At 52.5% G+C, this 13,934-nt stretch carries 9 protein-coding genes; 2 read left to right on the forward strand and 7 right to left on the reverse strand.

The features are described 5' to 3' along the window. Nucleotides 1–241 precede the first annotated feature (241 nt). The 6 genes from ygjK to ebgR form a co-directional block, all read right to left on the reverse strand. Complete coding sequence (gene ygjK / locus KXD89_RS03190) at nt 242–2,593, reverse strand: alpha-glucosidase (RefSeq protein WP_000695487.1); 2,352 nt, start codon at nt 2,591–2,593, stop codon at nt 242–244. Nucleotides 2,594–2,609: 16 nt separating this feature from the next. Beyond that, a complete protein-coding gene (gene ygjJ / locus KXD89_RS03195) occupies nt 2,610–3,680 on the reverse strand; it encodes a protein YgjJ (RefSeq protein WP_000767652.1) in 1,071 nt (356 codons plus the stop codon). A gap of 133 nt (nt 3,681–3,813) precedes the next feature. Beyond that, the gene (locus KXD89_RS03200) at nt 3,814–5,247 is read right to left on the reverse strand and encodes an amino acid permease (protein WP_001285432.1); all 1,434 of its coding nucleotides are present in this window, start codon (nt 5,245–5,247) and stop codon (nt 3,814–3,816) included. 62 nt (nt 5,248–5,309) lie between these two features. Then, on the reverse strand, nt 5,310–5,759 hold the full coding sequence (locus KXD89_RS03205; RefSeq protein ID WP_001219954.1) for a beta-galactosidase subunit beta: 450 nt from the start codon (nt 5,757–5,759) through the stop codon (nt 5,310–5,312). Beyond that, the gene (ebgA, locus tag KXD89_RS03210; protein WP_001082856.1) at nt 5,756–8,848 is read right to left on the reverse strand and encodes a beta-galactosidase subunit alpha; all 3,093 of its coding nucleotides are present in this window, start codon (nt 8,846–8,848) and stop codon (nt 5,756–5,758) included. The genes KXD89_RS03205 and ebgA overlap by 4 nt, the downstream gene beginning before the upstream one ends. Before the next feature lie 183 nt (nt 8,849–9,031). Then, a complete protein-coding gene (gene ebgR / locus KXD89_RS03215; RefSeq protein WP_000212475.1) occupies nt 9,032–10,015 on the reverse strand; it encodes a transcriptional regulator EbgR in 984 nt (327 codons plus the stop codon). A gap of 218 nt (nt 10,016–10,233) precedes the next feature. Between ebgR and KXD89_RS03220 the strand changes: the two genes are divergently transcribed. Beyond that, nucleotides 10,234–10,566, forward strand: a complete 333-nt coding sequence (locus KXD89_RS03220; protein ID WP_000450594.1) for a tRNA-binding protein — start codon at nt 10,234–10,236, stop codon at nt 10,564–10,566. A 41-nt stretch (nt 10,567–10,607) separates the two neighbouring features. Here the strand turns inward: KXD89_RS03220 and ygjG are convergent, their stop codons facing one another. Then, nucleotides 10,608–11,987: a putrescine aminotransferase gene (gene ygjG, locus KXD89_RS03225; RefSeq protein ID WP_001301395.1), complete on the reverse strand. Its 1,380-nt coding sequence runs from the start codon at nt 11,985–11,987 to the stop codon at nt 10,608–10,610. Between the two features lie 417 nt (nt 11,988–12,404). On the opposite strand from ygjG, the gene aer reads away from it, so the two are divergent. Continuing rightward, nucleotides 12,405–13,925 (forward strand): aerotaxis sensor receptor Aer, encoded by a 1,521-nt coding sequence (aer, locus tag KXD89_RS03230; RefSeq protein WP_000094721.1) that lies wholly within the window; start codon nt 12,405–12,407, stop codon nt 13,923–13,925. The last annotated feature ends 9 nt before the right edge of the window (nt 13,926–13,934 follow it).

The following is a 13,934-nucleotide window of genomic DNA, read 5'->3' on the forward strand; positions in this document are numbered from 1 at the left end:
GCGGATAAGGCGTCCACGCCGCATCCGCCAGTGGCGCGGTGCAGATGCCGGATGCGACGCTTGTCGCGTCTTATCCGACCTACGGGAACACACATGTAGGGCGGATAAGGCGTTCACGCCGCATCCGCCAGTGGCGCGGTGCAGTTGCCGGATGCAACGCTTGCCGCGTTTTATCCGGCCAGGAGGATTGCACATGTAGGGCGGATAAGGCGTTTACGCCGCATCCGCCAGCAGTTGCAAATTATTGCTTACGGAAAAAATCGTTATACAACATATACAAATGCGCGGCACTCCAGGAGAAATTTGGTGCGCCTTGCTGTGCGCCTGTCAGCGGGTTGTAATTTTCCTGAATTGGTCCATCGGCGGTTAACCCTTTGGCGTGCCGGAAGAACGTATCCGCCAGCTTCAGGGCATCATCACGATAACCGTAACGCTCCATCCCTTTCAGACCAAACCAGAACTGATCCACCCATACGCGCCCACGCCAGTAGATATCAGCGCCAAAAGCCGGATTGGTTAACGCCGCCGTTCCCAGCGGGACAAAGGTGTTGAACTCTTTAGGATCGAGCATCACCTTCACCACCGCGTCGGCATTGGCCTGCGTTGCCGCACCGTTAAACAGCGGCGACCAGCCTTCCGGCCCTTTACCGCGCTCAACAATCGGTTTGCCCGCGCAGCCGTTCGCCAGTGGTTTATCTTCAATACGTACGTCATAGTAGAACTGGGTAGTCGGGTCGAACATACAGGTGTTGATGTAGTCCGCGAGCTGCTGTGCCAACTGGCGATAGCGTTTGGCCTCTTCTGGCTTACCGAGGATGGTTGCCATCTCCGCCAGATAATGGTTATCGCTGTACATATAGCTGGCCTGATCCACCGACTCCTGCAATAGCGAGTAGCCCAGCAACGTTCCGTCCTGACTGCGGTTTTCGGCGAATTTCACCGTCCAGTCGCTACGTTTGCCGCCATTAGCGACATATTTATCCAACTGTTCTTTGTCGATAAACCCAAAGACGGCGGCATCATCACGCCCCGATTCCCACGATGCAGCAACCTGTGCCGGAATTTCCAGACTGTCGTACTGGCCTTTCTCCACCACGCGGGCGTAGTTGTTCAGCCCAGACTGCGTCTCTTCTTTATCGCCTTTTTTCACCGTAAACAGCATCTCGCCGCTCTCAGTGTTGTGGGCTTTGTCGCGGGTCGCGCCATATTCCGGCACGCCGTTGCCGTTGTGATCGCGGTTACGTAACCACCAGTCGTGATAGGCCACCAGTTTCGGGTACATCTCTGCCACCCAGGTTTTATCTTGGGTGACGTTATACACTTCCATCACCGACCAGGCGGCAAGGCTGGGTTTGGTATTACGTTCGTTCCAGTTGCCGCCATCGCCACCACGCTCGGGGCTAAGGTTCCACGCTATCAGGTCGGGGACAAAGCCCACATCCTGCGGACGCACGCTATCGCCAGGCTGGATCTGCCAGGAGAAGACCGCGCGGATATTCTCTTTGGCGATGTCCGGATTGAAATGCGCCATCGCAAACGCCTGCTTCCAGGTATCCCACGGCCAGGTCTGATTGCCGGAGAACCAGCGCCCGGTCACCGACGGTGTAACGGTGTTAAATTTCACCGCACCGCCCGGTGAGCGCCAGTTACCGTTGAGCGTTTCGATCGCTTTCACCGCGACGCGCGTCTGTTCCGGCGTCGCATCCGGATTGGTTAACCCTTTCTTCAGGTATTCTTCCCAGCGTTGCTGCGAGGCGGTGAGATAAAACGCCGGACGCGCCAGAATATCGCGGATCTGCATTTGCTCTTTGCTAACTTCCTGAGCGGTCAGCAGATGGGAATAGGTGGTGTAGAGCGTGGTCGAACCGTTGATATGCGCCTTACTGGTAAAGCGATTACCGTTGATTTCAGTCTGCACCGGCAGGGATTTATGCACCTGATATTCCGATTCGCCGGAGGTCAGCAGATCCCAGGTGGCGCGCACTTTGCCAAAGGTGACTTTCAGGCCATCACGGGTGGCGCTGATTTTGCGCTGATAGTCAGGGTATTCGCCAGCAATGGTTTTATCGGAAAGCGGTTTCCCTTCTTTCGCTTCCAGTTTTTCCAGCAGTTCGCCGTCCCACACCAGATCCAGCGGTTTATTGCTGGTGATTTTGGTTTCCAGTAGTGACGTGCGCGGCGTGGCGAAGCGCAGAGTCATTTCGACTTGCACATCTTTTGCTGTCAGTTTTTGCACCAGCGCACCGGGAATACTGTATGCCTCCAGCGTAAAGTCGACTTTCTTGCCGTCCTGCCAGACGGTCAGGCGGTCGAAATTGCTGGCCATAAAGTTGATGTACTCTTCCGTCAGCAGCGCAACGCCCGGAAAGCCGCCCATGGTGTTAGGGCCGTCTGGCAACAGATGACCATGCCAGGCTCCGAGATCGAAAAACGGATTAAAACGCTGGTGATCGTCGTAATCGTAATCCTTCATGTACTGCGGCGCGCCAGTACGGTTAATCACGTTTTTATAATTGTCGGCGTTAGCGGCATGGGCGGAAAAACTTATCAGCAGAGCGCAGGTTACTGGCGTTAAAATAGTTTTTATTTTCATGAAATTACAGTCCTTATTACCAGTAGAAATATTGCATCAGGAAGATTTGGTCGCTGGGATCGTGAGAGGCATTTTTCATGTAGAAGCGGCTATCAAAAGCCGTGGCGAAACGTCCGCCGCCGTATTCGTACCAGATACCAAACTGCATGAAAGAGGTGGTTTCATCGTCAGCGTGGTCAGGGCGATGTTTGGCGTAGGTGTAAGCGGTGGAGAGATAAACGCCCTTTAACGCTTCATACATGGCGCTCACCATCATCCCACTTTCACTTCCCGGTACGTCCAGCCCGTCGGCGCGTCCGGTATGGTGCCAGGCGCGAGCGGCAAAGTTAGGAGTTAGCAGGCCCGTGAGATAGAGCTGTCCTGTGCCGTCGGTGATTTCCAGACCGTTCATCCAGGTGATGCCTTCGGCAAGGTCATACTGGATGTAACCGTTCATCATTGCCGGATAGGTGTATTTGTCGTCATAGCGATCGTATTTGCCAAAATGTAGCCAGGCTTTGCTTTCATCATGATGTCCGGCAGGAGTCGCGGTGACGCTATAACGAAAGTTGCCGCTTAAGTTCTGTACCTTCAGCGCAGTCATAATGTCGCGGGTATTGGGAATGACGTAGCCCAGATCGGGGGTGAAATCGCCCCACCATTGCAGGTCATCCAGCGAGGAATCCTGACGCAGACTGAGCATGATTTCGGTGCCATCATTGGTACGATAACCGCCATAGAAACGGTTAATTCCGCCCTCGAAACCACCCCAGCTATGGTCTGGCACCCAGGCATTGCCGTCGTGGTCGGCCTGCACGGTCCAGCCTTCGCCGTAAATCAGGCCGAACCAGGAGCCGTACTTCATCTCCAGGCCACCTTCAATATAGGTACCGTCGCTGTATTTATGTTTATTCTCACCCTCTAAATCCATATATCCACCAACCCCTAATTCGCCGTAAAAACGAAATGAAGGAGAAGATGTCGAGGTAATTGCGGGTGTTTTTGTGTCGTCATGTTCTGCCGGACGTGCTTCTTCTCCTGCCGCAGAAAAGGCGTAGCAAAACGGCAGAGCAAGTAATGCTCTGCATGGTGCAGTGATTAATTTCATTGTGTTAATCCATGAGCTAAAGAAAAAGTACAGCCTTTTATCGTTGTAATTATAAAAATATAAAGGCAGAAACTATTTTCCCTCTCCTCATCCAGGAAGAGGGAAAATGCCTGCTCATTTTTTATTATTCTGCTTAATCAACATTGCTGGCTGGCGTCGCTTCAATATGGCGCTCTTCAGCCGTTAATCCCTTTATATATTTACTGTATTTCCACCACGCAAAGCCAAGGAAGATAACAATACCGCCGACGTTATAAAAAATGATGGTCAGAATATTCGCGCCAGTCGGGAATGTCGAAGCGACAAACCCTACGGCAAATATCGCAATCAGCATTGAAACAACGATAATACCGGTGCGGCGGGAGCCCATACGGAAATCGCGTGGCAGGTGATCTAATTTGGCGCGTAAATTCAGGTAAGCCAGCATGATGAATAACGGCGGAAGCATGGACGCTGCGGCGGTCATATTAATAATAGTATTCATCAGATCCTGCACGGTATTGGAACCGAGCATCGGGATAATCATCAGCGGGATGACGATCAGGAACTGGATCCACGCTGCGCGCGCCGGAACGCCGTTTTCGTTCAGTTCGACGGTTTTCTTACCAAAGATGCCTTCCGGGATTTCGGAGAAGAAAATTTTCACCGGCGTTGCGGTCCACATCAGCAGGGAACCGAACATCGCGGTAAAGGACACCAGACCGACAAAGCGATTCATCAACGCTTCCGGTAGACCAAAATACGCCGCCATGCCGTGGAATACCTGCACCGATCCGCCGGTAAATTTCAACTCTTTGCTGCTGACGAAGACGTTAATCAGCACCGAGGAGACGGAATACAGTACGCCGATAAAAATCCCGGCGAGGATGATCACTTTAACGAACGATTTCGAACCGCCTTTGACGTCGTTAACGTACACAGCGACGGACTCCGCGCCACCTGCGGCCATAAAGATCCAGGTGGTAACGCCGAGGAACGCCCAGTTGAAGTTCGGGATCATCGCGTCAACGGTGATGGCGTCAGCAGGCTGTACGCCGCCAACCAGCGCCGTACCTGCCAGTAAAATGTAGGAGAGCGTTAACAGCAGCATCAGCGTTGAAGTGACGGAGGTAATTGGCCCCAACATTTTCGCCCCGTTGGTGGAAACCCAGGTGGAGAAGGCGAACAGCACCATACTGATAATGGTGGTGGCAACCGGCGTCATAATATATTCGTATCCGAGGAAGGCATACGAAGCATAAGCAATAACGCGCGGCAACAGTGAGGTGAAAAAGAACAGGTTTACGAACCAGTAGGTATAGGCAGTAATAAATGCCCAACGTCCGCCCAGCGAACTTTTTACCCACGCGTAGACACCGGCTTCTGAGTTTTTATTTAACGAAACAAATTCTGCGATGATCAGACAGAAGGGAATAAAATAAAAAATCGTCGCGAGGAAAAACATCGGTGCCGAGGCCAGTCCAAGCTCAATATTATTATTGATAACGTTGTTAAAGCTGTAAACGGCGGCAAAAGTCAGCGAGAGCAAGCCGAATTTGCCGATTGTATTACGTTTGGTATCAGACATAACACATCTCCGAAAATGAGTAGGGTAGCGGTGGCGGCAAACTCCTTTTGCCGCCGTAGTTGTTATTTGTTATGGAAATAACCATCTTCGATGGTGACTTTGAGAACCACTTTTTTGACCGCGTTATTGCAGATAAACCGATACGCTTCATGGATATCGCAAATAACGATTTGCCCTTCGTGGACCTCAACGGTTTCTCCGCAGCCTTTTAAATATTCACGGTCAGTTTCATCACGATAATATTCCACTACCTGTAATGTCTCTTTCGGCGCATATTCAATTTTTTGCTGCCCTTGCAGGTAGTAATGCACTTCAAAATAGCGTCGATGCCCGGTAAATAGCGCATCGGTCGCGGAGTCTGTCTCCACGCGGTAAGTCAATGAGTCACCGATGGAGTGGGCGACGCCAGGCTGAATGTTGTCGATATTTTCAATCGCTTCAACGCAGCGTTGCCACTTCTTGCCAGAGGCGTAAATCTGGCGGAACTGTTCTAAGTTATCGATGATCCTCATTGCTTATTCTCGCTGTGCAAATTCGTGGAAAAGAACCCTGCGCCGAACTCATACGACGCCAGGCTTTGCGCGGTAGCTTCTCCGCCAGAAACCGGCAGCAACGTAAAGCCGTAGCTGAAGTCACGGAACCAGACGCGCCAGGAGTCCAGCACCTCGCTGCCCCAGGAGTTGGAGCCGAGGCCAAGCAGCTGGTGATCGAGGTTCAGGGTGATGTCATCACTGCGCTGCAGCTCGTTACAGTGCTGGGCAGCGTGGATGTTTTCCTGGGTATAGTGCCAGGCGCTGAAGTTAATTGGGCGCTGCGGAACCACCAGCAGACCGTTACCGTGGCGGTTAGTCAGTGCCGTCCAGCGGACATGCTGACGGTTACCGTTGTTCTGCGGGAAGGGATAGTTCTCGAACATGGCATCGACGGTGCTGCGCCAGATATCGATGATGTTAGCCTGCTGGCTGTCGGCGTAGTTTTCGCCCGGTCCACGACCGTAATACGCCACCTGATCGTATTCGCCGTTAATTCCCATGGTGAAACCGATGCACGGAATGATGTGCGGATAGTCGCCGTAACGCTCGCCGGAAAGCGCCACGTTAACCTGGCCATCGGCAGCGATGCGCCAGATGTAGGTGCAGCGCATCCCGAAGTCAAACACCGGCGGGGCAATAACTGTGCGGCTGATGATCAGCACTTCACCATCGCTCTGTTCTACGGCAAAGTCGCGCAGATGTTCCTGCATGATCTGCAAATGATTCGGTTGCCACAGCCCTTCGTACTCCTGCTTGTGGTTGTCGATCATCGGCTTGAAGAAGTTGATCTTTGGCTCGCGAGTCAGCAGCGATTCGCCATTCACCTGCCAGGATGTCGGTTTGCCACTCATTTTTGAGAAGGTGATCGCGAAGTTGTAGCCGCGAACGGTGCAGCTCAAACGATCGTCTTCCAGCGTCAGCGGACGCGCATTATTTGGTGCGAAAGGCACTGGCTGCGCGGTGTTTTCCTTCAGCGGGAACTGATAAGTGGCGATAGGGTGTCCGGCTTCGCTGTAGCGGGTGCGGGAATCTTTGGTCACCGTAATGTTGAGGAACGCTTCGCGGGCGTCCAGCTGCGGCAGCGTGATCTGCAAGGGGGCTTCGCTGTTCGGCGCAACGTCGCGCAGTTTAATCTGCTGCGTCGCGAGCGTTTCACCTTCGGCGCGCACCTCTGCGTGCAGGGTGTAGTCATCAAGCGTGGTAAACCACAGTTTATTTTCGACTTTCAACTCGCCGCGAGTCAGATCCCGCGCGTGGATTTTTACCGGCGCGATAACCTGTTTGTACTCTTTCAGGCCCGGTCCCGGCGTCTGATCGGAATAGATCAAACCATCAAGACAGAAGTTATAGTTGTTGGGATAGTCGCCGTAGTCGCCGCCGAATTTATACCAGACATTGCCGTGGTCGTCCTGTGCCTGGATCCCGTGGTCGCACCACTCCCAGACATAATGACCCTGAATGCAATCGTGCTTATAGAAGACGTTCTGGTACTCCGTCAGCCCGCCCGGTCCGTTCCCCATCGCATGAGCATATTCACAGATGATGCGCGGCTTCGGATGCGGGTATTCACCAAACTCATTCATCAGCGGCACGCGGGTGTACATGGTGGAAATAATATCGACCACTTCAGCATCGCGATCTTCTTCGTAATGCACCAGTCGCGTGTCATCCAGCGCTTTCGCCGCATGGTACATCGCGCGGATGTTACAGCCATAGCCGGATTCATTGCCCAGCGACCAGATGATGATCGACGGATGGTTTTTCTGCGCGTGGATATGGCGAACAATGCGCTCGACGTAGACTTTTTCCCACTGCGGATCGTCGGTAATACGGCTAATATCGCCGACATTAGCAAAGCCGTGCGATTCGACGTCGGTTTCCGCCATCACAAACAGGCCGTAGATATCACACAGTTCGTAAAAACGCGGATCGTTCGGGTAGTGAGCGGTACGCACGGAGTTGATATTGTGCTGCTTCATCAACTGGAGATCTTTCTCGACGCGATCCATTCCAACGGCGCGGCCTTTGCGATGATCGTTGTCGTGACGGTTGACGCCGTGCAGCATCACATAACGGTTATTGATCCAGAACAGACCGTCGCGCACTTTGATATCACGGAAGCCAACGCGTTGTGGCACCACTTCCAGAACGTTGCCGTTGGCGTCTTTCAGCGTCATGACCAGATGGTAAAGATAAGGGGATTCTGCTGACCATTGCTGCGGCTGTTCGACAGTAAAAGCAAAGCTGGCGCTGGTCAGTTTTTCAATTGCCAAATGATCAATGGCGCTGCTGTGCACCACGCGTTCGCCATCAAACAGGGTATATTCCAGCGTCGTGACGACAGGGGAGGCGGCGAGATTTTCCAGCACCACTTCGCAGGAAAGCGTGGCATCGCAATAGGCTTCGTCAAAGTCGGTACGCACAGTGAAATCGTTAATATGCGTTAGGTGTTTTCCGACCAGATAAACATCGCGGAAGATCCCCGCTGACCACCACATATCCTGGTCTTCCACGTAGGTAGAGTCCGCCCACTGCATCACGCGCACACACAACAGGTTGTCGCCGGTTTTAACCATCGCGCTGATGTCAAACTCTGCGGTCAGGCGACTGCCCTTGCTGAAACCCACATACTGACCGTTAACATAGACTTCAAAATAGGTTTCGACGCCGTCAAATTTAATCAGCGTCTGTTTACCCTGCCAGCCGTCGCTGAGGGTGAAAATACGTTGATAGGCACCGGTTGGGTTATCGCTGGGGACAAACGGCACATCGATGGGGAACGGAAAACCTTCGTCGGTATATTGCAGTTTGCCGTGACCTTCCATTTGCCACATGGCGGGGACGGTAATATGCCCCCAGTCAGCCATTAACTCAGAGGTGAAGGCTTCTGGTACTTGCAGCGGATGGTCAAAAAAGTGGAAATTCCACTGACCGCTTAAGGGCAGAAACAGGCTGCTGGTTTCGCGGGCAAAGGTACGCGCTTGCGCAACAGAATCATATGAAAAAAAGTACGCACGCGGCGCAAGTCGGTTTTCGTGGGTGAGCTGAATGTTTTCCCAGCGATTCATAGGGCCTCCCGGTAGAGAGAAATCGGAACCATTCATGGTGATGGTAGTTTGTGTAATTGCTGGGGAGTTTAGTAAAATTTTTACTAAAAAGTAGCAGGTAAATGCATTTACTTTAACTGGATCACGAAAATAAACGGCAGCACTGTCCGGCAAAAACGATTGCCGGACAGTGTGTAAGGGGATTTAACGGGTCGTGCCGCGCAGTTTTAATTTGCTGGGAACGAAGACTAACAGCGGCAGCGCGCGACCATCGCGGGCTTTTTCATACACCAGGTTAACGCCCTGACTTCCCATCATCTCGGAATGGATGCGCACGGTGGAGAGCGGCGGAAAGGTAAATCGCGCGGTGGGGATATCGTTAACGCTGATAAGCGAAATATCCTGTGGGATGTTCAGGCCTCGTTCATGAATTGCCCGCAGTACGCCGATAGCAATGGAATCGGAAGCAACAAACAGTGCCTTCGGATAGTCTTCCCGCGCCAGCATTTGTTTTGCCAGTTCATAACCCGACGAACTGGAAAAACCGCCGCGCCAGATATCCTCTTCGCGTACCACTTGTTTCAGTCGGCCATATTCCGCAAAGGCGACCTCACGAATATCCGCCTTGCCAGGCTCATCTTCACCGCCAATAAAACCAATACGATTAACGCCCTGGTTGATATAGAAGTCGATGATTTCTTTACTGATGCGTGCCAGATCGATATCCACCGCATCGTAACCGCTGCCGGGTTCGTGAAAGTCGATAAAACAGATATTGTCGGTCAACGCGCTGGCAGCGGCGCGCAGGGCGGGCGTGGGTTTGCCGACAATTAAAATACCGGTGACGTTTTTAATGTCTGGTAAGCCGCTGTGTTCATAACAGTTGGTGAGCTCGATGCCCAGCTTTTCGCACTGGGTTTCAATGCCGTGGCGGATCGCCAGATAGTAAGGATCGTTGATCTCCAGCTCCTGCTGGTAGCTGTAGATAGCCAGAATATGGTGTTGGTTGACTGCACCTGTCTGGAGTTTACGGGCACTACTGGTCTTGTACTCCAGCTTTTCGGCGATCTCGAGAATGCGATGTTTCGTCTCTTCTTTCACATTCAATGTCGGATCGTCATTTAAGACCCTGGATACTGTCGCCAGGGATACGCCAGCTTCGATTGCGATGTCTTTTAGTGTTGCCATGTTTACCTTTTTTACTTTCCCTGATGTGCGCCCCCATTGTAGAGGAAGTGCTTATCGGGTCACCTGTTTTCAGTAAATAAAGCGCGTTTCTTTGACGCTGTAACGGTAACACAGCGGCTCACGAATGTGATCACGCCTGCATTCTCCATTTTTAGCCTACAGGATTGAGAAAAACTTTTGCTATAGTTTAGTAAAATTTTACCCTAAGGGAGGAAGCAATGGAAACCGTGGCTTACGCTGATTTTGCACGTCTGGAAATGCGCGTCGGAAAGATTGTGGAAGTGAAACGCCATGAAAACGCCGACAAGCTGTACATCGTACAGGTTGATGTGGGGCAAAAAACGCTGCAAACCGTGACCAGCCTGGTGCCGTACTACAGCGAAGAAGAGCTGATGGGGAAAACGGTGGTGGTCTTATGCAATCTGCAAAAAGCGAAAATGCGTGGTGAAACGTCGGAATGCATGCTGTTGTGTGCGGAAACCGATGACGGCAGTGAAAGCGTGCTGTTAACGCCGGAGCGGATGATGCCTGCGGGCGTACGCGTCGTATAAAAAGATCGGATGGCGACGTCGTATCGCCATCCGATTTGATATTACGCTTCTTCGACACTTACTCGCATGGCCGCCAGCGCCTTACGCGCCGCTTTGATCACCAGTTCACACTGTTCAATGGTCAGTGTCAGTGGCGGTTCAATGCGGATCGTTTTGGCGTTATTGAGCGTTCCGGCCACCAGTACGCGCTGGCGGAACATCTCGCTGGCAAAGTTATAGCCGATTTCGTTATCAACAAACTCAATCGCCATCAACATCCCTTTACCACGCGCTTCCTGTACCAGATCGGGATATTCCCGCGCCAGTTGACGGAAACCGTCCAGCAACATATCGCCTTTTTGCTCAGCCTGAGCCGGTAAGTTCTGCTCCAGCAACACATTGATGGTCGCCAGCGCCGCCGCACAGGCCAGCGGGTTGCCGCCAAAGGTGGTGGTATGCAGGAATGGGTTGTCGAACAGAACTGAAAACACCTCTTCAGTGGCGATGGTCGCGCCAATCGGCATCACGCCGCCGCCGAGCGCTTTGGCAAGGCAGAGGATATCCGGCTGTACGTTCTCATGCTCGCAGGCGAACATCTTGCCCGTGCGCCCCATGCCCGTTTGTACTTCATCGAGGATCATCAGTGCGCCGAACTCATCGCATAGCTTACGTACGGCGGTGAGATAGCCCGGCGGCGGCAGAATTACGCCACCTTCACCCTGAATCGGTTCGAGGATCACCGCAGCCACATCATCACCGGTTTTTTTGCACTCGTTAAGAGCCGTGCGCATGGCTTCGATATTGCCAAACGGCACATGACGGAAGCCCGGCAGTAACGGCATAAACGGTTTGCGGAAGGTCGATTTCGCCGTGGCCGACAGCGCGCCAAGTGATTTACCGTGGAACGCGCCGCTGGTGGCAATAAAAGTAAACTTGCCGCGCGGTGACTGGTAAGCTTTCGCCAGCTTCAGCGCTGCTTCAACGGACTCGGTGCCGCTATTACAGAAGAAGCTGTATTTCAGTTTACCGGGCGTTAGCGCAGCAAGGGTTTTCGCCAACATCGCCCGTAACGGATCGAGCAGCTCCTGGCTGTGCAGCGGTTGTTTCGCAAGTTGATTCTGTACGGCGGAAACCACAACTGGATTACGGTGCCCCACGTTGAAAATTCCAAAACCTCCCAGGCAGTCGATAAACTCCTGGCCCTGGGTGTCGACAAGCGTATTTAAACTTCCCGCTTGCCACTCTACGGCTCCGTAATCCCCGCCGGCGGTAACAGATTTGCGATACTCTAAAAACCCCGGATTGACATGCTCTTTGAAGTATTCAATCACCTCTCGGTTAAGTGCTTTCATCTCCTCATGATCCAGCGTTCGCTTCTCAATGAGATTCAGGGCGTGGGCGCTGCACGCTAAAGCCGATGCGCTCGAAGGTAACCTGTTCAAAATATGCTCCGGAGGCTCGCGTATCACATGATACCGATTTAAGTATTGCAGGGATTGCGCCACTCCGGCTGCGATCGCGAAAATCGGGATAAACACAAATTCGGTTATCATTTGTGCAATATTTAATGCTATCTGTTAACATTTGTTGTTATTTTGCACGGTTTTTGTCGGGTATGGATTTGATGATTGCTGCGCAAATGCACGTTTTCAGGGCAATAATTGCCTGATTTTTGGGCAAGATAATTAACGTTTTCGTATAGTAACAGAGTGAAAGTATTTTAAATCAAGGAATTAGATTTGTGTTTAAATCGCAAATTGCGATCTAAATCAAATTAATCGGTTAAAGATAACCGCAGCGGGGCCGACATAAACTCTGACAAGAAGTTAACAACCATATAACCTGCACAGGACGCGAACATGTCTTCTCATCCGTATGTCACCCAGCAAAATACCCCGCTGGCGGACGATACCACTCTGATGTCCACTACCGATCTGCAAAGCTATATCACTCATGCTAATGACACTTTTGTGCAGGTGAGCGGCTATACCTTGCAAGAGTTACAAGGGCAGCCGCACAACATGGTGCGTCACCCGGATATGCCAAAAGCGGCGTTTGCGGATATGTGGTTCACCCTGAAAAAAGGGGAGCCCTGGAGCGGCATCGTGAAAAATCGCCGCAAAAATGGTGACCATTATTGGGTGCGGGCCAATGCGGTACCGATGGTGCGCGAGGGAAAAATCAGTGGCTATATGTCGATTCGTACCCGGGCGACGGATGAAGAGATCGCGGCGGTGGAGCCGCTGTACAAAGCGTTGAACGCCGGACGTACCAGTAAGCGTATTCATAAAGGCCTGGTGGTGCGTAAAGGCTGGCTGGGTAAACTGCCTTCATTACCGCTTCGCTGGCGGGCGCGTGGAGTGATGACCCTGATGTTTATCTTGCTGGCGGCCATGCTTTGGTTTGTTGCTGCCCCGGTGGTGACGTATATCCTCTGTGCGTTAGTGGTATTGTTGGCAAGCGCCTGTTTTGAATGGCAGATTGTGCGCCCGATAGAAAATGTTGCCCATCAGGCACTGAAGGTGGCGACCGGAGAACGTAATAGTGTTGAGCATCTGAATCGCAGCGATGAGCTGGGGCTGACATTACGTGCGGTAGGGCAACTTGGCCTGATGTGCCGTTGGCTAATTAACGATGTCTCAAGCCAGGTGTCCAGTGTCAGAAATGGCAGTGAGACGCTGGCGAAAGGCACCGATGAACTGAACGAACATACCCAGCAGACAGTTGATAACGTTCAGCAAACGGTGGCGACCATGAACCAAATGGCGGCGTCGGTGAAACAGAACTCTGCCACGGCGTCGGCTGCCGATAAACTGTCAATCACTGCCAGTAATGCGGCAGTGCAGGGTGGGGAGGCGATGACCACGGTGATCAAGACAATGGACGATATCGCCGACAGTACCCAGCGCATTGGCACCATTACTTCGCTGATTAACGATATTGCGTTTCAGACCAATATTCTGGCCCTGAATGCGGCGGTGGAAGCGGCGCGTGCCGGCGAACAGGGCAAAGGTTTTGCAGTGGTGGCAGGGGAAGTGCGTCATTTAGCCAGCCGCAGCGCTAATGCTGCCAACGATATTCGCAAGCTGATTGATGCCAGTGCTGATAAGGTGCAATCCGGTTCGCAGCAGGTACACGCCGCCGGACGGACGATGGAAGATATTGTGGCACAGGTGAAAAACGTCACCCAGTTGATCGCCCAGATTAGCCATTCAACGCTGGAACAGGCCGATGGGCTTTCCAGCCTGACCCGTGCAGTGGATGAGCTTAACCTGATCACCCAGAAAAATGCCGAGCTGGTGGAAGAGAGTGCGCAGGTGTCGGCGATGGTGAAACACCGCGCCAGCCGACTGGAAGACGCGGTGACGGTACTGCATTAATCGGTATGC

The organism is Escherichia sp. TC-EC600-tetX4 (assembly GCF_019356055.1).
Classification (GTDB): Bacteria; Pseudomonadota; Gammaproteobacteria; order Enterobacterales; family Enterobacteriaceae.